Below are 24466 nucleotides of genomic sequence, written 5' to 3' on the forward strand. Positions count from 1 at the left end.
GCGCCATGGCGAGCTTCTTCATCGACAGGCCGATCTTCGCCTGGGTTGTCGCGCTGTTCATCTGTCTGGTCGGCGCAATTTCGATTCCGCTGTTGCCGATCGCGCAATATCCGATCATCGCGCCGCCCTCGATCTCGATCTCGACCAGCTATCCCGGCGCCTCGCCCGAAAACCTCTACAACAGCGTCACGCGGCTGATCGAGGAGGAGCTCAACGGCGCCTCCGGCATCCTCAATTTCGAATCGACCAGCGACTCGCTCGGCCAGGTCGAGATCATCGCCAATTTCGTGCCGGGCACCGACACCAGCGCCGCCTCGGTCGAGGTGCAGAACCGCATCAAGCGCGTCGAGGCGCGGCTGCCGCGCGCTGTGATCCAGCAGGGCATCCTGATCGAGGAAGCCTCCAGCGCGGTGCTCCAGATCATCACGCTGAATTCGACCGACGGCAGCCTCGACGAGGTCGGCCTCGGCGATTTCATGATCCGCAACGTACTCGGCGAAATCCGCCGCATCCCCGGCGTCGGCCGCGCCACGCTGTATTCGACGGAACGCAGCCTGCGCGTCTGGGTCGATCCGGCAAAGCTGGTCGGCTATGGCCTGACCGCCGACGACGTCAACAAGGCCATTGCCGCGCAGAACGCGCAGGTCGCTTCGGGCAGCATCGGCGCCGAGCCGTCGACCGCGACCCAGCGCACCTCCGCGCTGGTGCTGGTCAAGGGCCAGCTCTCGTCCCCGGACGAATTCGGCACCATCATCCTGCGCGCCAATGCCGACGGCTCGACCGTGCGGCTGCGCGACGTCGCGCGCATCGAGGTCGGCGGCCTCAGCTACCAGTTCAACACCCGGCTCGACGGCAAGCCGACCGCCGGCCTCTCCGTGCTGATGTCGCCGACCGGCAACGCGCTGGCGACCGCGAGTGCCGTCGAAGAGAAGATGAAGGAGCTGTCTCGCTTCTTCCCGGCCAATATCGGCTACGAGATTCCCTACAACATCACGCCCGTGGTCGAGGCCTCGATCAAGAAGGTGCTGACAACGCTGGTCGAAGCCATCGTGCTGGTGTTCGTGGTGATGTTCGTGTTCCTGCAGAACATCCGCTACACCATCATTCCGACCATCGTGGTGCCGGTAGCGCTGCTGGGCGCCTGTACCACGCTGCTGCTCGCCGGCTACTCCATCAACATGCTCTCGATGTTCGGCATGGTGCTCGCGGTCGGCATCCTCGTCGACGATGCCATCGTCGTGGTCGAGAACGTCGAGCGCATCATGGCGGAGGAGGGGCTGCCGCCGAAGGAAGCGACGCGGAAAGCTATGTCGCAGATCACCGGCGCCATTATCGGCATCACGCTGGTCTTGATGGCCGTGTTCGTGCCGATGGCGTTCTTCCCGGGCTCGGTCGGCATCATCTACCGCCAGTTCTCCGTGACCATGGTCGCCGCGATCGGCTTCTCCGCCTTCCTCGCACTGTCGCTGACGCCGGCGCTGTGTGCGACCTTGCTCAAGCCCGTCGCTGCCGGCCACGGTCATGCCAAGAAGGGCGTGTTCGGCTGGTTCAACCGTATGCTCGACAGCAGCAAGGAGGGCTATTCCCGCACCGTCGGCTTCTCGCTGAAGCGCACCGGCCGCTTGATGCTGGTCTATGTCGCGCTGCTCGCCGGCCTGTCCTGGGCCTTCGTCAACCTGCCCGGCGGCTTCCTGCCCGTCGACGACCAGGGCTTCGTCACCACCGACGTGCAGACGCCGTCGGATTCGTCCTATGGCCGGACCGAGGCGGTGATCGAGAAAGTGGAAAAATATTTGGCGCAGCGCCCGGGCGTCGACAACGTCACCTTCCTCACCGGCTTCAGCTTCTCCGGCCAGGGCATGAACACCGCGCAGGCCTTCATCACCCTGAAGGACTGGTCGGAGCGCGGGCCGAAGGATTCTGCAGCGGCGATCGTCACCGACATCAACCGCGATCTGTCGTCGTCGATCCGCGACGCCAAGATCTCCGCGCTGCAGCCGCCGCCGATCGACAATCTCGGCAACTCCTCGGGCTTCTCGTTCCGCCTCCAGGATCGCGGCCAGAAGGGTTATCCGGCCTTGATGCGCGCCGCCGATCAGTTGATCGCGGAGGCCAATGCAAGCGCTGTGCTTCAGAAGGTCTATGTCGAAGGCCTGCCCGAGGCCGGCGTGGTCAATCTCGTGATCGACCGCGAAAAGGCCGGCGCCTTCGGCGTCACCTTTGAGGACATCAACAATACGATCTCGACCAATCTCGGCTCGAACTACATCAACGACTTCCCGAACCGCGGCCGCATGCAGCGCGTCGTGGTGCAGGCCGATGCCCGCGACCGCATGCGGACCGAGGACATCCTCAACTACAACGTCAAGAACAGCCGCGGCCAGCTCGTGCCGTTCTCGTCCTTTGCCACCGTGGAATGGGCGCGCGGACCGACGCAGATTACCGGCTTCAACTACTATCCGGCGGTGCGCATCTCGGGCGAGGCGAAACCCGGCTTCACCTCGGGCGATGCCATCGCCGAGATGGAACGGCTCGCCGGCAGGCTGCCGCGCGGGTTCGGCTATGAATGGACCGGACAGTCGCTCCAGGAGAAACTGTCGGGTTCGCAGGCGCCGTTCCTGCTTGGACTCTCGGTGTTCGTGGTGTTCCTGTGCCTGGCCGCGCTTTACGAGAGCTGGACCATTCCGCTCGCGGTGCTGCTCACCGTGCCGCTCGGCATCGTCGGCGCGGTGGTGGCCGCCATGCTGCGCGGCCTGCCCAATGACGTCTATTTCACCGTCGGCCTGATCACTATCATCGGGTTGGCGGCCAAGGACGCGATCCTGATCATCGAGTTCGCCAAGGATCTGCGGAAAGAAGGCAAGCCGCTGGTGGATGCCACCATCGAGGCCTGCCGCCTGCGCTTCCGTCCGATCCTGATGACGGGCCTCGCCTTCATCTGCGGTGTGCTGCCGATGGCCATCGCCCATGGCGCCGGCGGCGCCAGCCAGCAGGCGCTCGGCAGCATCGTGATGGGCGGCATGATCGCGGTGGTGATTTTGGCGCTGCTGATGGTGCCGGTGTTCTTCGTCTCGGTGCAACGCGTGCTGGGTGGGGATCGGGAGAAGGTGGCGAAAGAGGCCGAGATGTACGGGCCGCCCGCGCCGGCCAAGCTGTAAGGTGAGGTGTCATGCCCCGCCTAGTGCGCAATTGCGCACGGGGGGGCGGGGCATCCAGTACGCCGCGGCCTTTCCGTACCGAACAGACGCTCTGGAATACTGGATCATCCGCCCTCGCGGATGATGACCGTTCGGGTTTGCGCTGGTGAGAGTCGGCCACTGAACGCCGGATTGGTCGGCTTGATTTCTCGGAGGCCTCAATCCAGACTGCATCCCTGGATTGAAACAACGTATTCGCACCGTGCCCGCGAATGCCCAGGCACCCGCCGATTGAGAGCATGTGATGCGTCCGTCCGACATTGCGATCTCGAATTATCGCTCCATTCGGCGGCTCTCCGTACCCATCCATCCCTTGTCGGTGTTTGTCGGCGAAAATGGTGTCGGCAAATCCAATCTCTACAAGTCCTTGTCGCTGTTGCGCGACGCGGCGACCGGTCAGATCACCCGCACGATCGCCGATGAAGGCGGATTGAATTCGGTCTGCTGGTCCGGCACACGCAAGCGAGGCGAAGACCGTCGGCTGCGGCTCTCGGTCACATTCGACAGCATGAGCTATTCCATCGAGCTGGGGTTTCCGAGCCCGCTTCAGGCCGCGTTTTCCGGCGAGCCGATGATCAAGACCGAAATTATCGAGGCGACGAACGGCAGACGAAGGGTTAAGCTGATGGAGCGCATCAATTCGCTCATCAGCGTCCGCGGCGAGAGCGGCGCCTGGAACGCTCACAAGGATGCAGTGCTGCCGTCAGAGACCGCGCTTGCGGCTTTTTCCGACGGCAAGCAATGCCCGGAAATCGACCTTATCAGAAATGCAATGCTGGGCTGGCGATTCTATCATGACTTTCGCACCGATCCTGCGTCGCCGATACGAAAGCCGTGTCTCGCGATCGCAACGCCCTCGCTCAGCGCCGATGGAATCGATTTAGCTGCCACCCTGGCGACCCTCTATGTCATTCGGGAAGACGCCAGCGACCTGCAGGACGCAATCCAGGATGCATTCCCGGGCGCCGAACTCCGCGCATGGGAAGAAAATGGCAGGTGCGAATTCGCTCTGCAATTGCCGGATATGCCGCGGCCGTTCAGGGCTCATGAACTGTCCGACGGGACGCTGAAATACATCTGCCTGCTCGCGGTGTTCATGGGTTACCGGCTGCCGCCCTTCATCGCCCTGAACGAACCCGAGACCAGCCTGCATCCGTCGCTGCTGGCGCCGCTGGCCCGGCTCATCGCCAAGGCGTCGCGCCGCGCCGACATCTGGATCGTCACCCATTCGGAACAGCTGATGGACGCACTGCGAAGCGAGAGTTCGGTCCCGCTTCGCCGCGTCATCAAGTCGAAAGGCGCCACGGCGATCGAGGGCCTGACCATGGGCGGTGAATATCGCGAGGACGAGGACGATTCCGACGAGGACGACGATTCTTGAGCGTCGTAGATCGAGCCGTCGAGCTGTTACGCCGGCTTCCGCAAAATCTTCACCAGCTCGCCGTGCACGAACTCGTTCCCGCACACGACATTGCCCGTCACCAGGGCATCGCCCGGCGTGTCGATGTCGGTGATCGTTCCGCCGGCCTCACGCAGCATGATCATGCCCGCCGCGATGTCCCAGGATTGCAGATTGCGCTCCCAGTAGCCGTCGAGGCGGCCGGCGGCGACGAAGGCGAGGTCGAGCGAGGCGGCGCCGAAGCGGCGCAGGCCGGCAACGCGCTCCTGCATCGCGGTCATCTCGCGGCGGAATTCCTCGTGGTCGCCGCGGCCGATATGGGGCAGGCCGCAGGCCACCACGCATTCGTTGAGCTGGCGGCGGCCGGCCACGCGCAGGCGCTGGTCGTTGAGGAAGGCGCCCTTGCCGCGCTCGGCGATGTAGAGCTCGTCATTGGCGGGGTTGTAGATCACGCCGGCGATTATCGTGCCTTCGCGCGAAAGCCCGATCGAGATCGCGAATTGCGGGATGCCGTGCAGGAAGTTGGTGGTGCCGTCGAGCGGATCGACGATCCAGGTGTGGCTCTTGTCGGATCCCTCGCGCGTGCCGCCTTCCTCGCCGATGAAGCCGTAGCCGGGACGGGCCTTGGCGAGGTCCTGGTAGAGGATCTCCTCGGCGCGCTTGTCGGCCAGCGAAACGAAATTCGCCGGTCCCTTCAGCGAGACCTGGAGATGCTCGATCTCGCCGAGATCGCGCTTGAGGCTGCGGCCGGCGCGGCGCGCGGCCTTGACCATGACGTTGATAGTTGCGGAATACAGCATGAGCTTCCGGTCTGATCGGGGGAAATGGCGCGAAATCGCGCCTGTTTAAGGGATGGGGTGCCCTGCGGGGGCCTCAACGTCAAGTCATTTGGCCCCGAGCCATTTCCTGGCGGCGGCCTCGGCCTTGGCCCGGTCCTCGGCCGGCAAATCGGACAATTGCTTGTCCAGCTCCGGATCGCCCTTGCCGGCGGTCTTGGCCACCAGATGCCATTTGAAGCCCTCGACCTTGTCCACGGCCGTGCCCATGCCGTTGATCAGCACCCAGGCCAGCCGGTTCTGCGCGATCGCGCTGCCCTGGCGGGACGCCTTGCGGAGCAGGGCGACGGCCGCCGGCTGGTTCTTCGGCGTGCCGGTACCGTTGAACAGCGCGATGGCGTATTCGACCTCGGCATCGACATTGTCGGTCAGCGTGGCGACCTGGAGCAGACGCACTGCCCGTTCCAAATCCTTCGGCACGCCAGTGCCTTCCTTGTAGAAGGTCGCGAGCGCGTATTGCGCCTCGGGCAGACCGGCATCGGCCGCCTGGCGCAGCAGCTCGGCGGAGCGCTTGACGTCCTGCGGCAGGGTCTGTCCGTCGAGATAGAGCAGCGCGAGGTTATAGGCCGCCTTGGGCTCGCCGAGCTTGGCGGCGGACGCCATCAGCTTGACCGCCTCGTTTTTGTCGACCGGGCCGCCACGGCCGGACATCCTGAGCATGGCGAGCGCGAACATCGCCTCGCGGTCGCCGGCGTCGGAGGCGCGCTTGTACCATTGCAGTGCCTTGGCGTAGTCGCGCCGGATGCCCATGGCATTGGAATAGAGCTCACCCAGCATGGTCATCGCCTTGGCATCGCCGGTCTCGGCACGAGCGGTGGCGAGTTCGAAGGCGGTCTTGTACTGGCCGCGCTGATAGGCGCCGAACACCAGATCGACGTTGGGATTGTCGGCCGGAGGCGCCGGGATCACGGTCGCGGCCGGAGCAGGCTTTGGAGAGGCTGAAGGCTTGGGGGAAGCTGAAGGCTTTGGTGCCGGCGCTGCTTCCTTCTTCTTGGTGATGGTGTGCGGCGTGGCCTTCGGCTTGTCCTTGCTTTTCTCGGCTGAAGGGTTCGGCGTTGCCACGGGCGGCGTGATCTGGAGCTGCGCGGCCGCGGGCACTGTGAGCAGCAGCGTGGCCAGGATGGTGATGCGCGGGAGCTTCATGACGGGCGCTAGCCGTGCTCCTGTTCTGCAAGCGCAGTCGCATGAGCCTTCTTGATCGCAGCGTCGGCCTCGATCAGCGCCGCCTTGGGTCCGCGCGGATCGGCCCAGATGAAGTCGCCCACCAGCACGAAATCGGCACCGCTGGCGGCGAATTCGTGGGCCTCCTCCAGCGAGATGGCAAAGCCGACGCAGGGCGGTTCGAACAGCTCGGCCCACCAGTCCAGCCGCTCGGCGATCGCTTGCGACGACGGCCGCTGGCCCTTTGCGTCGGGCTCGCCGAACAGCACGTAATCCGCGCCGATCTCGCCCGCATCCATGGAATGGTGCCGCGTCGTCAGCCCGCCGACGCCGGCGATGCGGTCGGGCTTGAGCGATGGCAGCGCCTCTTTCAGCGCGGCGATGCCGGGCAGGTGCGCGCCGTCGGCGCCGCCGCGTGCGACGAGCTCAGGATGGCCGTCGACGAGCAGGGCTGCCCCCGCTTTCTGAACCGGCGGCGCCAAAACCTTGATCCGCGAGATCATGGTGCGCTGATCGGTCACCTTCAGACGCAACAGCACGGCCGCGACGTCGGCGGCGGCGAGCAGGCCGGGCAGCTCGGCCAGAAGCGAAGCGGGATCGTCGACAACGGGCGTCGCGAGATAAAGGCGCGGCGCCGGGCGCGGCGGAGGAGATTTGTTCGACAAGATCTAGGCTGCTTTCTGTTCCAGGCCGCTTTGCCATTCGCCTTTGGAGGCGAGGCCATTCATGCGCGCGCGGTGACTGAATGCGCTTTGTCCCGCCGCGACGTTCTCGGCCTTGCCGGACCAGGCCTTCTGCGGCGCGGCCTGGAGAGCGCGACCGTAGGAGAAGGTCAGGCCCCAGGGCAGCGGGCCGAGCTTGTGCATGGCGTTGAGGTGCGCCGTTGCCTCTTCGTCCGACTGGCCGCCGGAGAGGAAGGCGATGCCGGGCACCGCCGCGGGCACGCACGCTCTGAGCAGCCGTATCGTCTTCTCCGCGACCTCCTCGGCGGCAGCCTGCTTCGCAGACTTCTTGCCGGGGACTACCATATTCGGCTTCAGCACCATGCCCTCGAGCGCGACGCGCTGCAGGCGCAATTCCTGAAACGTCTTGTTGAGCACACGGCTCGTCACCTCATAGCAGCGATCGATGTCGTGATCGCCGTCCATCAGCACTTCGGGCTCGACGATCGGCACGATCTGCGCGGCCTGGCATAGCGCGGCATAACGCGCCAGCGCGTGGGCGTTGACGCTGATCGCGGTCATCGAGGGGATGCCACTGCCGATGTCGATCACCGCGCGCCATTTGGCGAAGCGCGCGCCGCGCTCGTAATATTTCTTCAAGCGCTCGGCGAGCTTGTCGAGCCCGACGGTGACGAGCTCTCCCGGGCACATCGGCAGGGCTTGCGTGCCCTCGTCGACCTTGATGCCGGGAATGGCGCCGCTCTGCTCGATCAGCTTGACCAGCGGCGTGCCATCCTTTGCGTTCTGCCAGATCGTCTCGTCATAGAGGATGACGCCGGAGATGTGCTGGTTCATCGCGTCCTTCGAGCGGAACAGCATCTCGCGATAGTCGCGGCGGTTCTCCTCGGTCGATTCCACGCCGATCGCGTCGAAGCGCTTCTTGATGGTGCCGGAGGATTCGTCGGCGGCAAGGATGCCCTTGCCGGGCGCGACCAGAGCGGTCGCGATCCTGTTCAGCTCAGTCAGATTCATCGAGATGTCCTCCCAAAACGATTCTGCCCTTGCCGGTGAAAATAGACCGTTCTCGGGCAAATGCCGAGTTAACGTTCGTCGCAGGGTAAGGGGGGAGGGGCTTTGGCGCCGGCAACAAGGCGTCATCCCGGGCTTACCGCCCGGAATGACGGAGAAAGTGGGGCTGGCCTACGCCACCTTCGGGGCGAGCTCGCCCTTGGCGTAGCGCTTGGCCATCTCGGCCGTGGTCAGCACCTTCTTGATCTTGGAGGCTTGGCCAGCGGTATTGAATTCCTGGAGCCGCTGCTTGCACAGCTTGGTCATCGCTTCCATCGCGGGCTTCAGGTATTTGCGCGGGTCGAACTCTTCCGGATTGTCCTTGAGCACTTTCCGGATCTGGCCGGTCATCGCCATGCGGTTGTCGGTGTCAATGTTGATCTTGCGCACGCCGTTCTTAATGCCGCGCTGGATCTCGGCCACCGGCACGCCCCAGGTCGGCTTCATCTTGCCGCCATAGGCGTTGATGATGTCCTGGAGGTCCTGGGGCACCGACGAGGAGCCGTGCATGACGAGATGCATGTTCGGCAGCTTGCGGTGGATCTCCTCGATCACGTTCATGGCGAGGATGTCGCCGTCGGGCTTGCGGGTGAATTTGTAGGCGCCGTGGGACGTCCCCATCGCGATCGCGAGCGCGTCGACCTGGGTCTCCTGGACGAACTTCACGGCTTCATCCGGATTGGTCAGGAGCTGGTCGTGGCTGAGCTTGCCCTCGGCGCCGTGGCCGTCTTCCTTGTCGCCCATGCCGGTCTCGAGCGAGCCGAGTACGCCGAGCTCGCCCTCGACCGAGATGCCCCCGAGATGCGCCATCTCGGTCACGGTCTTGGTGACGCCGACATTGTAGCCCCAGTCGCCAGGGGTCTTGCCGTCCGCCTTGAGCGAGCCGTCCATCATGACCGAGGTGAAGCCGGCCTGGATCGCGGTCATGCAGGTTGCCGGCTCGTTGCCGTGGTCGAGATGCACGCAGACCGGAATGTGCGGGTAGATCTCGGTCACCGCGTCCATCATGTGCTTGAGCATGACGTCGTTGGCGTAGGAGCGCGCACCGCGCGAGGCCTGGATGATGACGGGCGCGTCGACCTGGTTGGCCGCGTCCATGATCGCCAGCGCCTGCTCCATGTTGTTGATGTTGAAGGCCGGGACGCCGTAATCGTTCTCCGCCGCATGGTCGAGCAATTGACGCAACGTGATCCGAGCCATCTGTGTTTTTCTCCCGTTTGGGCCTGCAAGGCCACTGCTTGAAGGCGGCTACGACTTGCCGACCGATTACTTGGTGCGCAGAACTTCGACGCCGGGCAGGGGCTTGCCTTCCATCCATTCAAGAAATGCGCCACCGGCGGTCGAGACATAGGTGAACTGACCGGCCACATGGGCCTGGTTGAGGGCCGCAACGGTGTCGCCGCCGCCCGCGATCGAGACCAGCTTCTTGGCCTTGGTGCGCTCGGCGGCATGCTTGGCGGCGGACATCGTGCCGCGGTCGAACGGCTGCATCTCGAAGGCACCGAGCGGTCCGTTCCAGACCAGCGTCGCCGCATCGTCGATCGCGGCATGAACACGCGCGATCGACTGCGGACCGACGTCGAGGATCATGCCGTCGGCCGGGATCGCGTCGAGGCCATAGGCGTGCGACGGCGCGTTGGCCGCGAAATGATAGGCGACGGTGGCGTCGACCGGCAGGATGATGGCGCAGTTGGCGGCTTCCGCCTTTTCCATGATGCGCAACGCGGTCGCGGCGAGATCCTTCTCGGCCAGCGACTTGCCGATGCCGACGCCCTGGGCGTGCAGGAAGGTGTTGGCCATGCCGCCGCCGATCACGAGTGCGTCGACCTTGGTTACGAGATTTTCGAGCAGGTCGATCTTGGTCGAGACCTTGGCGCCGCCGATGATCGCGATGACGGGCTTGGTCGGTGAGCCCAGCGCCTTCTCCAGCGCGACCAATTCGGCCTGCATGGTGCGGCCGGCATAGGCGGGCAGCTTGTGGCCGAGGCCTTCGGTCGAGGCATGGGCGCGGTGCGCGGCCGAGAACGCGTCATTGACCCAGATGTCGCCGAGTTTTGCGAGCTCCGCGACAAAGGCCGAATCGTTCTTCTCTTCCTCTTTGTGGAAGCGGGTGTTTTCCAGACAGAGGATGTCGCCGTCCTTCAGCGCCGCCACGGCCTTGGCTGCGGGCTCGCCGATACAGTCGTCGGCGAAGCCTACGGGCTTCTTCACGACTTTCGACAGCGCCTCGGCGACGGGCTTGAGCGAGTCCTTGGCATCGCGTCCTTTCGGCCGACCGAAATGCGCGAGCAGGATGACCTTGCCGCCCTTGTCGGAGATTTCGGTGATGGTCGGCGCGACGCGCTCGAGCCGGGTCGCGTCGCTGACGCGCCCGTTCTCCATGGGCACGTTGAGATCGACGCGCAGCAGCACGCGCTTGCCCTTCACGTCGACGTCGTCGAGGGTGCGGAATTTGTTGGTCACGAGGTATCCCCTGAACCGCCTTGGGTAATGTTGGGCCAGTCCTCGATCTTCCGATCCGGATCGGGCTTGATCTTCGAGCCCGATCGCAAGAACAGGAACAACAGGCCGCCCATCAACGCCAAGAGGAGCGCGAGGGCGACGAGTTGCGAGGTCATGGCGTTCTCCGGCTGTGCCGTGACGCGTGTTGGTTAGATCACCTTCGCCATCGCCACGGCAGTGTCCGCCATGCGATTGGAGAAGCCCCACTCATTGTCGTACCAGGACATCACGCGCACCAGCGTGCCGTTCTGCACCTTGGTCTGGTCCTCGTGGAACGTCGAGGAGTGCGGGTCGTGGTTGAAGTCGATCGAGACGTTCGGCGCGCTGGTGTAGCCGAGGATGCCCTTGAGCTGCTGCTCGGAGGCGCGCTTCATCGCCGCGTTGATTTCCTTGACGTCGGTGGCGCGCTTGGCGACGATCTTGAGGTCGACGACCGAGACGTTCGGGGTCGGCACGCGGATCGCGACGCCGTCGAGCTTGCCCTTCAGCTCCGGCAGCACGAGGCCGATCGCCTTGGCGGCGCCGGTCGAGGTCGGGATCATCGACATCGCAGCCGCGCGGCCGCGGTAGAGATCCTTGTGCATGGTGTCGAGCGTCGGCTGGTCGCCGGTATAGGCGTGGATCGTGGTCATGAAGCCGGTCTCGATGCCGACGAGGTCGTTCAGCACCTTGGCGATCGGCGCGAGACAGTTGGTGGTGCAGGAGCCGTTGGAGACGACCAGATGTTCCCGGGTCAGCGTGTCGTGGTTGACGCCGTAGACGATGGTGGCGTCGGCGCCGTCGGCGGGCGCAGAAACGAGAACGCGCTTGGCGCCAGCGGTCAGATGCGCGGAGGCCTTGTCCTTCGAGGTGAAGATGCCGGTGCATTCCATCGCGATGTCGATCCCGAGATCCTTCCACGGCAGCTTCGAGGGATCGCGCTCGGCGGTCACCTTGATCTTGTTGCCGCCGAGGCTGATCGTGTCGCCATCGACGGTCACGGTGCCGGGGAAACGGCCATGGACGCTGTCGAAGCGAAGCAGATGCGCGTTGGTCTCGACCGGGCCGAGGTCGTTGATGCCGACGACCTCGATGTCCTTGCGGCCGGACTCGGCAATGGCCCGCAGGATGTTACGGCCGATGCGGCCAAAACCGTTGATTCCGACGCGGACTGCCATGTTTCGTCTCCTTCAATGACCGTTGTCATCCCGCACAACGCGCTAGCGCGCCTGCGAGGGTTTTTTTAGGGCGGACGCCCGGTTCGGCCGGGCGGGGCTTGATCATATGAGAGTTAGGTAGTCCTTTTTTTCGGCAATCTCAACTCTCAGGAAACGCGTTTCAGAACGGCGTTAACCGCGGCCTCGGCGGTAATGCCAAAGTGCTGGAATACCTTGTTGAGAGGGGCGCTGGCGCCGAAGGAGTGCATGCCGATAAACTCGCCATCCTGGCCGATCACGGCGTCCCAGCCCCAGCGCACGGCGGCCTCGATCGCGACCTTGACCGGGGCGTTGCCGATGATCTCGTCGCGGCGCTCCTTTGGTTGCGCTAACAGGAGCTCGAGCGAGGGAACCGAAACCACCCGGGTCGGAATGCCGCGCTCGGCGAGCTGCTTCTGGGCGGCCACGGCCATCTCCACTTCGGAGCCGGAAGCGAACAGCGTCGCCTTGGCTTCGCCCTGGGCGGCCACCAGCTCGTAGGCACCGAACCGGCACGGGCTCTCGTTCGGCGCGGCGGTGCGCAGTTGCGGCAGGTTCTGCCGGGTCAGCGCCAGGACTGTCGGGCCGTCGATGCGGTTGAGCGCGAGCTCCCAGCACTCGGCAACCTCGATGGAATCGCACGGGCGGAACACGCGCATGTTGGGAATGGCGCGAAGTGCTGAGAGATGCTCGACCGGCTGGTGGGTCGGGCCGTCTTCGCCGAGGCCAATGGAATCATGCGTCATGACATAAACGACCCCGGTCCCCATCAACGCGGCGAGCCGCATCGCGGGCCGGGCATAATCCGTGAACACCAGGAAGGTCGCGCCGTTCGGCGCAAAGCCGCCGTGCAGGAAGATGCCGTTCATCGCCGCGCACATGCCGTGCTCGCGGATGCCGTAATGGATGAAGCGGCCCTTCGGCGTCTTGGCCGAGAACGCAGTCGCCGACTTCGCCTTGTTGTTGTTGGAGCCGGTGAGATCGGCCGAGCCCGCCAGAAACTCCATCGGCATCGCGCCGGCAATCACTTCGATCACGGCTTCGGAAGATTTGCGGGTCGCCGCATTCATCGGCTTTTCCAAGAGCTCCTTCTTGTAGCCCTTGAACGCCTTTGCCAGCGCGGCCGGGCGCTCGTGGCGCAGCCGACGCTCGAACTCGGCGCGCTTGCGGCTGCCGAGTTCACCGAGCCTTGCTTCCCATTCCTGTCGTGCCGCCGCGCCACGGCTGCCGGCCGCGCGCCAGGCCTTGAGCACGTCGTCGGGCACCGAGAACGGCTCCAGCGAAATGCCGAGATTTTCCTTGGCGGCCTTGAGTTCGTCGGCACCGAGCGCTTCGCCGTGCACTTTGTTGGTGCCGGCCTTGTGCGGCGCGCCGAAGCCGATGGTGGTGCGGCACGCAATCAGCGTCGGCTTGTTTGATTTCTGCGCGCGCGTGATCGCGGCCGATATCGCGGCCTGGTCGTGGCCGTCGATCTTTTCGGCTGCCCAACCCGCCGACTTGAACCGCTTCACCTGGTCCACGGAATCGGAGATCGAGGTCGGGCCATCGATCGAGATGCCGTTGTCGTCATACAGCACGATCAGCTTGTTGAGCTTCCAGTGCCCGGCCATCGCGATCGCTTCCTGCGACACGCCTTCCATCAAATCGCCGTCGGAAGCGATCACATAGGTGTGGTGATCGACGATCTTCTTGCCGAACTCGGCCGCGAGCATCTTCTCGGCGAGCGCCATGCCGACGGCGGTGGAAATGCCCTGGCCGAGCGGACCGGTGGTGGTCTCGATGCCCTTGGTGTGGCCGTGCTCGGGATGTCCTGGCGTCAGCGACCCCAACTGACGAAAGTCCTTGAGCTGGGCGATCGTCATCTCGGGACTGCCGATCAGATACAGCAGCGAATAGATCAGCATCGAGCCGTGCCCGGCCGAGAGCACGAAGCGGTCCCGGTCCGGCCAGTCCAGCGCGGCGACGTCGAATTTCAGGAATTGCGTGAACAGCACGGTCGCCATGTCGGCGGCGCCCATCGGCAGGCCGGGATGACCCGATTTCGCCTTCTCGACGCCGTCCATGGCAAGGCCGCGGATCGCATTGGCCATACGGTTGTGATCGACCTGCGTCATGTCTGAAAATCCGTCTGAAATGAGGCGCTTGTGGCTGGATTTGGCCGCGCCGGAAGGAGCCTTTCGGCCGCTGGGGTCGCGGCTGGGATAGCATCTCGGTTCCGGCAGGCCAAGGCAATCAAACGCCGGTTTGGCCGTAAAAGTTGCTTACGGCATGATCCGGACCCGCAGGGCCGCGTTAGCGCAAAGTGGAGGCCGGTTTTCCGGCCAGGTCATGCCCGGCAGGAACTGATAGATCGGGATGAATCCCATCCCGATCTATCAGTGCATAGTTTCGTGGCGGCGTTGCGCTCCGCTAGCTTGCCACGTAAATTTCTGCTTCTAACCGCTTGCCGAACCGAGTCTTTTGCCGGACGGCAAGCTCCAAGGTAAATGCCCAAAGGAAAAGCCCAAGGGCAAGGCCACAGGTTCCGCCGCTGACTGCATGAACGATCGCGTATCCAACAGCTCTGCCATGACCGAGTCCTCGGCCGTCGAGATCGAGATCGCGACCCGCAGGCTCATGGCGGCGCTCGACTCGCTCGAAAGCGCCGTGGAGCGGCGGCGCGATGCCGATCGCGACGAGAACGAGCTCGCGGCGCGGATTCAGGCGCTGGGCGCGGACCGCTCGCGGCTTGCCGACGAACTCGACGGCGCGTTGGTGAAGGCGCGCAAGCTCGAGCGCTCCAGCCGCGAGATCTCCGATCGGCTGGATTCCGCGATCGTCACGATTCGCTCGGTGCTCGATACCGGAGAGGATGGATGAGCCACATCAACGTCACCATCAACGGCCGGCAATATCGCATGGCCTGCGAGGAGGGCCAGGAGGTGCGGCTGCTCAAGCTCGCCGAAAGCCTGGAGACGCGGATTCAGTCGCTGCGCGGAAAGTTCGGCGAGATCGGTGATGCCAGGCTTACCGTGATGGCGGCGCTGACCGTCTGCGACGAATTGGTAGACGCCGGCAATCGCATCCGCACCATGGAGCAGGAGCTGACCGAACTGCGGGATTTCCGCAACGCCGCCGTCGAGCGCGCCCGGCTGACCCAGACCGCGGTCGTGAACGCACTGAACTCTGCGGCGGAGCGCATCGAAAAGTCGACCCAGGTCCTGAACCGCACCGTCGGCAACGGGATCGCCATCGGCTGATCGTTCACCGGGCTGGCGATTCGTCAGCATCGTTGTTACATTGCCCGAGCGGGGCTGCGACGCGCGTCAGGAGCCATTATCCCCGGGGCCTTATCGATCCTTTAGGGAACTGTCCCTGGCCGGGCCCGTGGGCTCGGACATATGGTGCCCACCTACTTTCGTAGGGAACTCCGGGATCGAGTGCTTCAACGGCGTTCGCGGCTTCGCACTTTTGTTTTTCTGGCCATACGTTCCTTCGAATTGCGTCCTCGACAAACCAGCGGTGTCATGCCCCGCGTAGGCGGGGCATCCAGTACGCCGCGGCGTCGATGTTTGATCACTGGCGTCTCTGGAATACTGGATCACCCGCCTTCGCAGGTGATGACGGCGGAGCAAGGCTCAGCCTTCGGAGCAAGCGCGCATGACCAACACCAAAGCCGAACTCCGCGCCAAAGCCCTCGCGGCGCGCGATGCGCTGAGCGAAAAGAAGCGCACCGCCGCCGCCGCCAAGCTCGCCAAGCGCGGGCTGCCGTTCCAGCTTCTGCCCGGCAGCATCGTGTCAGGCTATTCGCCGATCCGCAGCGAGATCGATCCGATGCCGCTGCTGAAGAAGCTGGCCGAGCAGGGCGCCAGGCTCGCGCTGCCTTGCGTCACCGCGCGCGGCCAGGCGCTGATCTTCCGCATCTTCCATCCCAACGATCGTCTGATGCTCGGCCCGCTCGGTATTCCCGAGCCGTCGCCAGGGGCCGCTGAAGTCATTCCCGACATCATGCTGACGCCGCTCGCTGCCTTCGATCGTCTCGGCCATCGCATCGGCTATGGCGCGGGGCACTACGACCACACCTTCGCGCATCTGCGAAAAGCCAAGACCATCGTCGGCATCGGGCTCGCTTTTGCAGCGCAGGAGATCAAGGCGGTTCCGGCACTAGCCCACGACGTGGCGCTGGATTATGTGCTAACGGAATCCGACGTATTCGATTTCCGGAGTTCTGAAGTTGCGCATTCTCTTCGTGGGTGATGTCGTCGGCCGTGCCGGGCGCAATGCCATCGCCGAATATCTGCCCGGCATGGTCAAGGACTGGTCGCTCGATTTCGTCGTCGTCAACGGCGAAAATTCCGCCGGCGGCTTCGGCATCACGGAAGCGATCTATCAGGAGTTTCTCGATGCCGGCGCCGACGCGGTGACGCTCGGCAATCACTCCTGGGACCAGCGCGAAGCTCTCGTGTTCATCGAGCGCGCGGATCGTTTGGTGCGGCCCGCGAATTATCCACGCGGTACGCCCGGCCGCGGCGCCGCGCTGGTCGAGACCAAGAACGGCAAGCACGCGCTCGTCGTCAACGCTTTGGGCCGCGTCTTCATGACCCCGTTCGACGATCCCTTCGCAGCACTGGAGCGCGAGCTCGGCGCTTGCCCGCTCGGCGTTGCCGCGGACGCCATCGTCGTCGACTTTCATTGCGAGGCGACCAGCGAGAAGCAGGGCATCGGCTTCTTCTGCGACGGCCGCGCCAGCCTCGTCGTCGGCACCCACACCCATGTGCCGACCGCCGACCACCAGATCCTGTCGGGCGGCACCGCCTACATGACCGATGCCGGCATGACCGGCGACTACGATTCCATCATCGGCATGCAGAAGGAAGAGCCGCTGCGACGGTTCACCTCCGGCATCCCCTCAGGCCGCTTCGAGCCGGCAGCGGGCGCCGCGACGCTGAGTGGCGTGGCCGTGGAGACGGATGATGCGACGGGCTTGGCACTGCGCATCGCGCCGGTGCGCGCCGGCGGCCGGCTGGAGCCGGCGACGCCGAAATTCTGGTTGAGCTGAACGGCGCCACATATTCAGTGTCGTCCCGGCGAAGGCCGGGACCCATACCGCGTGATCTATCCATTGCACGCAGCCGGAGTACCGAACGACGAATCTTTGCCAAACAAATCGCAGTGGCTATGGGTCCCGGCCTTCGCCGGGACGACGCCGAGAGTGATGCGCTCACCGCACCTACTCCGCCGTCTGCTCCCTCAACTCCGCCACATCCTTTGCCGTCAGCTTCGACCCCTTCGTGCCAAACCGCGCCGTGACGTAATTCGCGACCGCCGCGATCTCGTCGTCGCTATAGGCGTTGCCGAACGCCGGCATCGACAGCGCCCCGTCGGGCGTATTCCGCTTGGTGCCTGAGATCACGATCTGCGCGACGTTGGTGGCGGCGGGGTCGTTGACGGCCCAGGTGCCGGTCAGCGTTGCCATCGGCGAGACCGGGCTCTCGCCGCTCCAGCCATGGCAGGTGGCGCAGGCGCTGGCGAACATTTTCTTGCCGCGCGCGTCCGCCGTGACGCCGTCCTTGTGCGAGGCAGGCGCGACGGGTGCGGTGGTTGCGGGCAGGTCGGGCGAGGGCTGTGGTGGCACGCTGCGCAGATAAGCGACGATGCTGCTTATGTCCTCAGGCGCGAACTGGCTGAAACTGTGGTCGACCGCTTCACCCATCGGACCCGACGCCGAGCCGTGGCCCGGCGCATGGCCGAACGACAGATAGGAAATCAGGTCCTCGTCACGCCAGCTGCCGAGGCCGGTGGCCTTGTCGGAGGAGATGTTGAAGGCGCGCCACCCCGCCGTGATCGCGCCTGCGAACTTCTTGCGGTTGTCCAGCGCAAAGCCGAGATTGCGCGGCGTGTGGCATTCGCCGCAATGCGCCAACGCTTCAACAAGATACGCGCCGCGATTCCACTCCGGGCTCTTCGACGTATCAGGCGCAAAGCGTGTGTCGGGATTGAACACGGCCGACCAGACAATCATCGCCCAGCGCTGGTTGAACGGGAAGGACAGCGTGTTCTCCGGCGGCTTCGCGCGCACCGCAGGAAGGCTGAACAGATACGCCTTCACCGCCAGCACGTCGTCATCCGTCATATAGGTATAGGACGTGTACGGCATCGCCGGATAGAGCCGGGCGCCGTCATGGCGTTTGCCGCGCTGGACCGCGTTGAGAAAATCCTGGTCGCTGTAATTGCCGATGCCGGTGTCCTTGTCCGGCGTGATGTTGGTGGAATAGAGCGTGCCGAACGGCAGCTTGAAGCCGAGCCCGCCGGAATAGTCCGTCTCGCCGGGCTTGGTGTGGCAGACCATGCAGTCGGCCGCCTTCGCGAGGTATTCGCCGCGTTCGACCAGGCTCGCCTTCTCGAGCTTCGCCGGCACGCCGGTCGGCTTGCCGGCACGGTAATCCGCCAGCACCACCTTGGGGCCGCCGGCGAAGTCGAGCGGGCCGGGCCCGCGGATGATCCAGACGCCGAGCGCCACCACGACAATGGCGATCACGACGATGCCGGTGAAGATACGCATCTTGCCGCTCATGCCTTTTTCCCCGCAGCCAGCAGTTTCCGATCGATCGGCAGGCGCCGCAGCGCGACGCCGGTTGCCGCGTAAATGGCGTTGCGCAGCGCCGGCGGTCCAGCATTGACGCCGGCCTCACCGATGCCGCCGGGCGCCTCGCCGCTCTTGACGACGACGACCTCGATCTTCGGCATCTCGTTGATGCGTATCATGCGGTAGTCGTGGAAATTCGACTGCTGCACGCGGCCCTTCTCGATGGTGATCTCGCCATAGAGCGCGGCGGTGAGGCCGAACACCAGGCCACCCTCGATCTGCGCCTTCACTGTATCGGGGTTGACCGCGATGCCGGTGTCCACCACCGATGTGATGCGGCGGAGCGTGATCTCGCCGATATCGTCGATCTCCGCTTCCACCACGGTGGCGAGGAAGCTCGCGAACGACGGCTGCACGCAGACGCCGCGACCGACGCGCGGTGGCAGCGGTTGGCCCCAGCCGGATTTCTCGGCGGCGAGATTGAGCACCGCGAGCATGCGCGGATTCTTGGTCAGCATGGAGCGGCGGAATTCGACGGGGTCCTTGCCGGCCTTGCGCGCCAGCTCGTCCATCGCGCATTCGACCGCGAACACGTTGTTGTTCGGACCGACGCCGCGCCAGAAGCCGGTCGGCACCGCCGGCGGTTCGGCGCGGACATATTCGACATGGAAATTGGCGAAGTCGTAGGGCGCATCCACCGCGGCATCGACCGCGTCGATATCGATACCCTTCTGGAACGCCGGTGGCAGCCAGCGCGCCAGCACGGCGGAGCCGGCGACCTTGTACTTCCAGGCCGCGACCTTGCCGTCGACCAGCGATGCCGTGACCTGGTCGCGATAGACCGGGCGGTAGACGTCGTGCTGGATGTCCTCCTCGCGGGTCCATATCACCTTGACGGGATAATCGACCTGCTTTGCGATCTTCACGGCGGCCACCACCATGTCCGGCTCGAGCTTGCGGCCGAAGCCGCCGCCGAGCAGATGCTGGTTGACGATCACCTTGTCGACCGGGAGACCCGCGGCCTTCGCCGCCTCCGACTGCACGCGTGTCATGATCTGCGTGCCGGTCCAGATTTCGCAGGCATCAGGCCTGACGTGAACGGTGGCGTTGATCGGTTCCATCGAGGCATGCGCGAGGAACGGCAGTTCGAAGCTCGCCTCGAACCTGTCGCCGCTTGCGAGCCCCTTGGCGATGTCGCCGACCGATTTCGCGACCACGCCGTCTTTCTCGCTGGCGGCGCGCAGATGCCGCCATATATCCTCCGTGCTGAGCTTGGCGTTCGGTCCCTCGTCCCACTCGATCTTGAGCGCATCGAGGCCTTTCTTGGCGGCCCACATGTGGTCGCCGATCACGGCGACTATATCCTCGAGCACCACGATTTTGCGCACGCCCGGGATTTTCACCGCCGCGCTGTCGTCGACCTTGCCGACCTTGCCGCCAAAGACCGGGCAATTGGCGATCGCTGCGATCTTCATGCCGGGCAGGATCGCGTCGATGCCGTAGACGACCTTGCCATTGACCTTGTCCGGCGTGTCGAGCCGCTTCAGCGGCTGGCCGATGATGACGAAGTCCTTGGGGTCCTTGACCGAAACATCCTTCGGCGGCGTCTGGCCCTGTGCGGCCAGTGCCAGTTCGCCATAGCCGAGCCTGCGGCCGCTTGCGGCGTGCACGACCTCGCCTTTCGACGCGGTGCAGCTTGCAGGTTCGACCTGCCATTGCACTGCTGCGGCCCGCACCAGCATCGCCCGCGCGCTGGCGCCGGCTGCCCGCAACGGTTTCCACCAGGCACGGATCGAGGTCGAACCACCCGTGGCCTGCAAGCCGAAGGCGGGATTGGCGTAGAGCTTGTCGTTGGGCGGCGCATGCAGCACGGCGACCTTTGCCCAATCGGCGTCCAGCTCTTCGGCCAGGATCATCGCAATCGAAGTATAGACCCCCTGGCCCATCTCGACCTGCGGCATCATCAGGACGGTGCGGCCGGTCTCGTCGATGCGGATGAAGGCGTTGGGCGCGAACTTGCCGTCGGTCGTGTCCTTCGGCTGCTCCGGCTCGTTGACGGCGGCGCGCAGCGGCAGGTGGAAGGCGAGCAGGAAGCCGGTGGCGAGACCGCCGGTCAGAAGCGCACGGCGGGAGACGTCAGGAAGAGTCTTGTCGGTGATCATGGCGGACCTCACGACTGACGACCGGAGGCGGCCTGCTTGATGGCCTCGCGGATGCGCACATAGGTGCCGCAGCGGCAGATGTTGCCAGCCATCGCGGCGTCGATGTCGGAATCGTCAGGGCTGGGCGTTGCCGCCAGCAGTGCCGCGGCCGCCATGATCTGGCCGGATTGGCAATAGCCGCACTGGACCACTTCGGCATCGAGCCAGGCCTTCTGCACCTTCGTGCCCGCAGGCGTGCTGCCGACATGCTCGATCGTGGTGACGGCGCGGTTCGCGACCGCGCTGACCGGCAAGACACAGGAGCGGACTGCCTTGCCATCGACGTGCACCGTGCAGGCGCCGCACTGCGCGATGCCGCAGCCGAACTTGGTGCCGGTCATCCCAAGGACGTCGCGCAGCACCCACAGCAGCGGCATTTCAGGTGGCGCCTCGAACGATTTCGTTTCGCCATTGATGGTGAGAACAGTTGCCATATGCATCCCCTTGCTCGCTCGATCGCTTACGGCGATCTAGTCAGCGAATTTGCGCGCACAATAATCATATCGATGCGAAACGATGAAGCGTCGACATTTCCGGCAATGCATATTTGCGTAGCGAGCGCGTCAGGCCATGACGTTCACGAATTTGTGCGGCGATCGCTGCGGTGATTTTGGGCTAATTGATATGATAATCGTCATTTTCTGACGCTTTTTCTTCACATGCGCCGTTGCTCGCCGCAGGTGATCGTGCGAATGCGCAAAATCATGCGATGACGAAACTCGTGCGATTATGGAAGTCGATCGACGGCGCGGGCTTCTGACGCGATCAATTGCGGCGACTCATTGATGTGCCCTCTCACCTTGTGGGAGAGGGCAGCGACGCCCGTAGACGCAGGCTCACTCGGGTGAGGGTCCGTCTCCGCGTACGGGCACAGTTGTGCATCAACCGGCAAAGGGAAGCCTGATCGTGAACGAGGCACCGCCGTGCTCCCGATTACTCGCTGATATGAACCCGTTGTGCGCTTCGATAATGGTGCGCGCAATGGACAGGCCCATGCCCATGCCTTCCGCTTTGCTGGTGTAAACGGCTCGAACGGTCACCGCCGGCGCTTGCTTGTGCGCACAGAAGGCCAAGCCGCGCTATCGGGCGTCGCCATGGATCAATAGGCGCAAATGTAGTTTCCGTAAGCATCGTAGCAACTGCGGCGGTACGCAGCAGTGCCAACGGCAGCCGCGCCGACCGCTGCCGCTCCTACACCGTAGCCCCGATAGCCGTAGCCGCGATAGCCGCCTCGATAGCCCGCGCCGCGCACCGCAACAGCGCCGCCGCCCCGCGGTCCTCGAACTGCGACCGCACCGCCGCGGTAAGCGCCGCCACCCCGATAGGCACCTCCGCCGCGCCGGGCCTCGGCATCATCGGGGATCAAGCAGGCGGTGAGCAAAACGAAAGCGGCAAGAGAAGCAAGAATGAAGCGGAGCATGACAGAAACCCTTCCATGAATTCCTTAAGCCCCGCTCGCGAGATTGCGGCTCACTCCGCGCGTGAGCTTGATGTAGATCAATCGAACCCGCGCATTTGCGACGCCTACGCTATGTTCAGCCGCACCTGAGGCGCTTCCGTCACCTTTCGGTGACGCAAGTGCGAAGAGGGAGGTCCGCCATGCATCCGAGGAAGCTTCTTTCGATCAAGTCAGCGACGGTCGCGGGCATCGCCGCCAGCGGCCTGCTTGGGCTTGCAACCCTGTCGCTCAGTCCAACCCCAGCCAAGGCGGTGATTTACTGCCAGTACGTAGAATATCCGGCGGGTTGCGTTGCTCGGGCAGGCGTCGTGCTCAGGCCGCGCCCGGTGGCGCGCGCCGCAGTCCGTCATAACGCCGGTGGCAATGCGAATGGTGGCGTCAATCGCGTTGGAGCCGGGCGGTAAAGGCCGGTTTCGCAAGCCAGCAAGAAGCCGTCATCGTTTCGTCCCGGTGGCGGCTTTTCTTTGTCTGGCGGGGATAGGCCACTGGCTCGCATCGCGTGGCTCCGACAAGGAGAGAAGGGAGGAATGGAAATTTCGGAATAATAGCATTCTACGCCTGTTTTGCCCGACGCCGCAAGCGCTTCAGAGGCGCCTGGATCGACGGATTCATCGGGCGCTTAAGCCATTGAGTCTGCTCGCCCCGGCTACTGTGCATGGGGTTGTTTTCGAGGTTTTTGATTCAGGGACGCCATCGCGTCGCCGCCGCAACCGCGTCGCGACGACCCTCAGCTCTGCCGAAAGCCCATCCGGAAGGCGCCCCAGTGCTTGCCGCGGATCATGATCGGCGAGGACAGGTCCTTCATCAGCACGAACTGCCCGCCGCCCATGTCGCGGCGATAGGTCTGGAGCAGGAACGGCTTGGTGTTGGCCGCGACCTTCTGCACCGCGCGATCGGTGAACAGGCGGCGGTTGCGGCAATTGGCGTTATTCCAGACCGGGTCCTTGCCCTGCGGCAGGCGGTAGTTCGGGTTGTGCGTCGGCAGATAGCCGCCCTTGGCCCAGGCGACGCAGAACACGATGCGGGGATCGGACTTCTGGATCGGATCCTGAATTGCGGGCAGCACGCGGTCGGTGAAGTCGACATAGTTAGTGTTGTACTGCTTGGGATCGGTGCCGGGGATTTCCCGATAGTTCTCGTCCATGAACTGGTCGAGCGTGATCTCGCCGCGGCCGATGGCGGCTTCGAACTCGTCCGAGATCCGCTTGGCGGTCTCGACGACGATTCGGATCAGCGGCGCATCCGACGTCTCGACGCCGCTGTCTGCGATCAGCGCGATCAGGCCTTCGGACGTGTCGAGCAGTTTGGTCACGCGCTGATCCGCGTTTTTGAGATCGCGCGAAGAGAGGTCGACGCCCTTGGCGAGCTCGTTGAGCTCGCTGATGACGCTGTCGCAATGTCCGAGATTGGAAGTCGCCGCGCGCGTGACGCTGCCGATCTCCGCTTCCACCGAGGCGAAGCCCTGCTGGACCCGCGAGATGATGCCGGAGATCCGCTGGGCGCCTTCGCCGGCCGTCTTCGCGCGCTGCGAAGCATCGCTGCTCTCGCCGATCAGGCCTTCGATCTGGCCGTCGAGATCGCGCACGGTGTCGGAGATCTGGTGTGTGGCCTGGCGGGTGGCTTCCGCGAGGTTCTTGACCTCGCTTGCGACCACCGCGAAGCCGCGGCCGGCATTGCCGGCGCGTGCTGCCTCGATGGTGGCGTTGAGCGCGAGCAGGTTGGTCTGCTTCGCGATCGCCTCGATCGAGCCGGACACTTTTGCCACCTGCGCCAGCGCGGAGCCGACGGCGCTGAGCCGCGCCTCGATGCGTTCGACGGCTGCGACGAGTTCGGAGATGTGGCTCACCGCGGCATCGACTGCGCCGCGCGACTGCGCGATCTCGCCGACCGCCGCTGACGTGGTCGTTTGCACCGCCTGAGACGCATTGGCGATGTCGTGGTTGGCCGACACCATCGTCTCGGCGGTTTCCTGGAGGTGATGAAACCGTTCCGACTGGTTCGCGACGCGGCTTGCGACTTCCTGGACGTTGCCGGCGATGTCAGCGAGTTCCACGCCGAGGCCGCCGATGCGGTCGGCGAGCTGATCGATCAGCCGTTCGGCAAGCGTTCGGTTGGAGCCGGTGTCCAGTACTGCAAGTTGTACGACGGACATGTCTTGAGAGTCCTCCAGTCAGAGCCGTTCGCCGGCTCTCCGCGGCATTCCCATTCCAATTCCGGTCTTAAGAGGTGATTCGCGCCTTG

22 protein-coding genes and 1 other RNA gene are annotated in these 24466 nt (G+C 64.5%); 8 read left to right on the plus strand and 15 right to left on the minus strand.

The window, feature by feature from the left end; genetic code table 11:
• Positions 1-5 precede the first annotated feature (5 nt).
• Complete coding sequence (locus IVB40_RS03875) at positions 6-3158, plus strand: multidrug efflux RND transporter permease subunit (protein WP_247818131.1); 3153 nt, start codon at positions 6-8, stop codon at positions 3156-3158.
• A 283-nt stretch (positions 3159-3441) separates the two neighbouring features.
• Complete coding sequence (locus IVB40_RS03880) at positions 3442-4578, plus strand: AAA family ATPase (protein ID WP_247818132.1); 1137 nt, start codon at positions 3442-3444, stop codon at positions 4576-4578.
• Positions 4579-4604: 26 nt separating this feature from the next.
• On the opposite strand, the gene IVB40_RS03885 is transcribed toward IVB40_RS03880, so the two are convergent.
• The 9 genes from IVB40_RS03885 to tkt all read right to left on the minus strand — a co-directional run bounded on the left by IVB40_RS03885 (position 4605) and on the right by tkt (position 14114).
• Entirely contained in the window at positions 4605-5396 is a 792-nt protein-coding gene (locus IVB40_RS03885) for an inositol monophosphatase family protein (RefSeq protein WP_247465229.1), read from the minus strand.
• A gap of 84 nt (positions 5397-5480) precedes the next feature.
• Positions 5481-6575, minus strand: a complete 1095-nt coding sequence (locus tag IVB40_RS03890; protein ID WP_247283888.1) for a tetratricopeptide repeat protein — start codon at positions 6573-6575, stop codon at positions 5481-5483.
• Between the two features lie 8 nt (positions 6576-6583).
• Positions 6584-7258, minus strand: a complete 675-nt coding sequence (locus IVB40_RS03895) for a thiamine phosphate synthase (protein ID WP_247818133.1) — start codon at positions 7256-7258, stop codon at positions 6584-6586.
• A 3-nt stretch (positions 7259-7261) separates the two neighbouring features.
• Positions 7262-8287 (minus strand): class I fructose-bisphosphate aldolase, encoded by a 1026-nt coding sequence (locus IVB40_RS03900; RefSeq protein WP_247818134.1) that lies wholly within the window; start codon positions 8285-8287, stop codon positions 7262-7264.
• A 168-nt stretch (positions 8288-8455) separates the two neighbouring features.
• Entirely contained in the window at positions 8456-9523 is a 1068-nt protein-coding gene (gene fba / locus IVB40_RS03905) for a class II fructose-bisphosphate aldolase (RefSeq protein WP_027570269.1), read from the minus strand.
• Between the two features lie 66 nt (positions 9524-9589).
• Positions 9590-10786 carry a phosphoglycerate kinase gene (locus IVB40_RS03910; protein WP_247818135.1) on the minus strand — a complete coding sequence of 399 codons (1197 nt, stop codon included), beginning with the start codon at positions 10784-10786 and terminating at the stop codon, positions 9590-9592.
• Positions 10783-10941 (minus strand): hypothetical protein, encoded by a 159-nt coding sequence (locus IVB40_RS03915; RefSeq protein ID WP_247283907.1) that lies wholly within the window; start codon positions 10939-10941, stop codon positions 10783-10785. The genes IVB40_RS03910 and IVB40_RS03915 overlap by 4 nt, the downstream gene beginning before the upstream one ends.
• A gap of 33 nt (positions 10942-10974) precedes the next feature.
• Positions 10975-11982 (minus strand): type I glyceraldehyde-3-phosphate dehydrogenase, encoded by a 1008-nt coding sequence (gene gap / locus IVB40_RS03920; RefSeq protein WP_247283909.1) that lies wholly within the window; start codon positions 11980-11982, stop codon positions 10975-10977.
• A 146-nt stretch (positions 11983-12128) separates the two neighbouring features.
• Positions 12129-14114 carry a transketolase gene (gene tkt, locus IVB40_RS03925; RefSeq protein ID WP_247818136.1) on the minus strand — a complete coding sequence of 662 codons (1986 nt, stop codon included), beginning with the start codon at positions 14112-14114 and terminating at the stop codon, positions 12129-12131.
• Positions 14115-14568: 454 nt separating this feature from the next.
• On the opposite strand from tkt, the gene IVB40_RS03930 reads away from it, so the two are divergent.
• The 5 genes from IVB40_RS03930 (at position 14569) to IVB40_RS03950 (ending at position 17038) form a co-directional block, all read left to right on the plus strand.
• Positions 14569-14859 carry a DUF4164 domain-containing protein gene (locus IVB40_RS03930; RefSeq protein ID WP_007599949.1) on the plus strand — a complete coding sequence of 97 codons (291 nt, stop codon included), beginning with the start codon at positions 14569-14571 and terminating at the stop codon, positions 14857-14859.
• Complete coding sequence (locus IVB40_RS03935; protein ID WP_007599950.1) at positions 14856-15239, plus strand: cell division protein ZapA; 384 nt, start codon at positions 14856-14858, stop codon at positions 15237-15239. Before IVB40_RS03930 ends, IVB40_RS03935 begins: the two co-directional genes overlap by 4 nt.
• Before the next feature lie 48 nt (positions 15240-15287).
• Positions 15288-15447: non-coding RNA, 6S RNA (ssrS, locus tag IVB40_RS03940), on the plus strand.
• Positions 15448-15639: 192 nt separating this feature from the next.
• Entirely contained in the window at positions 15640-16236 is a 597-nt protein-coding gene (locus IVB40_RS03945; RefSeq protein WP_247818137.1) for a 5-formyltetrahydrofolate cyclo-ligase, read from the plus strand.
• Positions 16214-17038, plus strand: a complete 825-nt coding sequence (locus IVB40_RS03950) for a TIGR00282 family metallophosphoesterase (protein WP_247818138.1) — start codon at positions 16214-16216, stop codon at positions 17036-17038. The genes IVB40_RS03945 and IVB40_RS03950 overlap by 23 nt, the downstream gene beginning before the upstream one ends.
• Before the next feature lie 171 nt (positions 17039-17209).
• On the opposite strand, the gene IVB40_RS03955 is transcribed toward IVB40_RS03950, so the two are convergent.
• From IVB40_RS03955 to IVB40_RS03975, 5 genes are all read right to left on the minus strand, one after another.
• Positions 17210-18553: a cytochrome c gene (locus IVB40_RS03955; RefSeq protein ID WP_247818139.1), complete on the minus strand. Its 1344-nt coding sequence runs from the start codon at positions 18551-18553 to the stop codon at positions 17210-17212.
• Complete coding sequence (locus IVB40_RS03960; RefSeq protein ID WP_247818140.1) at positions 18550-20727, minus strand: xanthine dehydrogenase family protein molybdopterin-binding subunit; 2178 nt, start codon at positions 20725-20727, stop codon at positions 18550-18552. Before IVB40_RS03960 ends, IVB40_RS03955 begins: the two co-directional genes overlap by 4 nt.
• Before the next feature lie 8 nt (positions 20728-20735).
• Positions 20736-21200 carry a (2Fe-2S)-binding protein gene (locus tag IVB40_RS03965; protein ID WP_247283948.1) on the minus strand — a complete coding sequence of 155 codons (465 nt, stop codon included), beginning with the start codon at positions 21198-21200 and terminating at the stop codon, positions 20736-20738.
• 447 nt (positions 21201-21647) lie between these two features.
• Complete coding sequence (locus IVB40_RS03970) at positions 21648-21806, minus strand: ATP-binding protein (RefSeq protein WP_256468220.1); 159 nt, start codon at positions 21804-21806, stop codon at positions 21648-21650.
• A 59-nt stretch (positions 21807-21865) separates the two neighbouring features.
• On the minus strand, positions 21866-22186 hold the full coding sequence (locus IVB40_RS03975; protein WP_081747973.1) for a hypothetical protein: 321 nt from the start codon (positions 22184-22186) through the stop codon (positions 21866-21868).
• A 179-nt stretch (positions 22187-22365) separates the two neighbouring features.
• Here IVB40_RS03975 and IVB40_RS03980 point away from each other — a divergent pair, with 179 nt between their 5' ends.
• Positions 22366-22629, plus strand: a complete 264-nt coding sequence (locus tag IVB40_RS03980) for a hypothetical protein (protein WP_007599963.1) — start codon at positions 22366-22368, stop codon at positions 22627-22629.
• A 323-nt stretch (positions 22630-22952) separates the two neighbouring features.
• Here the strand turns inward: IVB40_RS03980 and IVB40_RS03985 are convergent, their stop codons facing one another.
• Positions 22953-24377 carry a methyl-accepting chemotaxis protein gene (locus IVB40_RS03985; protein ID WP_247431842.1) on the minus strand — a complete coding sequence of 475 codons (1425 nt, stop codon included), beginning with the start codon at positions 24375-24377 and terminating at the stop codon, positions 22953-22955.
• Between the last annotated feature and the right edge of the window lie 89 nt (positions 24378-24466).

This window comes from Bradyrhizobium sp. 40 (assembly GCF_023100925.1).
GTDB lineage: Bacteria > Pseudomonadota > Alphaproteobacteria > Rhizobiales > Xanthobacteraceae > Bradyrhizobium.

Coding starts and splice junctions, on each gene's coding strand:
- IVB40_RS03965 (WP_247283948.1), bottom strand. CDS start 21,200: ATGGCAACTGTTCTCACCATCAATGGCGAAACGAAATCGTTCGAGGCG.
- tkt (WP_247818136.1), bottom strand. CDS start 14,114: ATGACGCAGGTCGATCACAACCGTATGGCCAATGCGATCCGCGGCCTT.
- IVB40_RS03890 (WP_247283888.1), bottom strand. CDS start 6,575: ATGAAGCTCCCGCGCATCACCATCCTGGCCACGCTGCTGCTCACAGTG.
- IVB40_RS03945 (WP_247818137.1), top strand. CDS start 15,640: ATGACCAACACCAAAGCCGAACTCCGCGCCAAAGCCCTCGCGGCGCGC.
- IVB40_RS03875 (WP_247818131.1), top strand. CDS start 6: ATGGCGAGCTTCTTCATCGACAGGCCGATCTTCGCCTGGGTTGTCGCG.
- IVB40_RS03900 (WP_247818134.1), bottom strand. CDS start 8,287: ATGAATCTGACTGAGCTGAACAGGATCGCGACCGCTCTGGTCGCGCCC.
- IVB40_RS03885 (WP_247465229.1), bottom strand. CDS start 5,396: ATGCTGTATTCCGCAACTATCAACGTCATGGTCAAGGCCGCGCGCCGC.
- IVB40_RS03985 (WP_247431842.1), bottom strand. CDS start 24,377: ATGTCCGTCGTACAACTTGCAGTACTGGACACCGGCTCCAACCGAACG.
- IVB40_RS03980 (WP_007599963.1), top strand. CDS start 22,366: ATGCATCCGAGGAAGCTTCTTTCGATCAAGTCAGCGACGGTCGCGGGC.
- fba (WP_027570269.1), bottom strand. CDS start 9,523: ATGGCTCGGATCACGTTGCGTCAATTGCTCGACCATGCGGCGGAGAAC.
- IVB40_RS03930 (WP_007599949.1), top strand. CDS start 14,569: ATGACCGAGTCCTCGGCCGTCGAGATCGAGATCGCGACCCGCAGGCTC.
- IVB40_RS03935 (WP_007599950.1), top strand. CDS start 14,856: ATGAGCCACATCAACGTCACCATCAACGGCCGGCAATATCGCATGGCC.
- IVB40_RS03955 (WP_247818139.1), bottom strand. CDS start 18,553: ATGAGCGGCAAGATGCGTATCTTCACCGGCATCGTCGTGATCGCCATT.
- IVB40_RS03915 (WP_247283907.1), bottom strand. CDS start 10,941: ATGACCTCGCAACTCGTCGCCCTCGCGCTCCTCTTGGCGTTGATGGGC.
- IVB40_RS03880 (WP_247818132.1), top strand. CDS start 3,442: ATGCGTCCGTCCGACATTGCGATCTCGAATTATCGCTCCATTCGGCGG.
- IVB40_RS03975 (WP_081747973.1), bottom strand. CDS start 22,186: ATGCTCCGCTTCATTCTTGCTTCTCTTGCCGCTTTCGTTTTGCTCACC.
- IVB40_RS03960 (WP_247818140.1), bottom strand. CDS start 20,727: ATGATCACCGACAAGACTCTTCCTGACGTCTCCCGCCGTGCGCTTCTG.
- gap (WP_247283909.1), bottom strand. CDS start 11,982: ATGGCAGTCCGCGTCGGAATCAACGGTTTTGGCCGCATCGGCCGTAAC.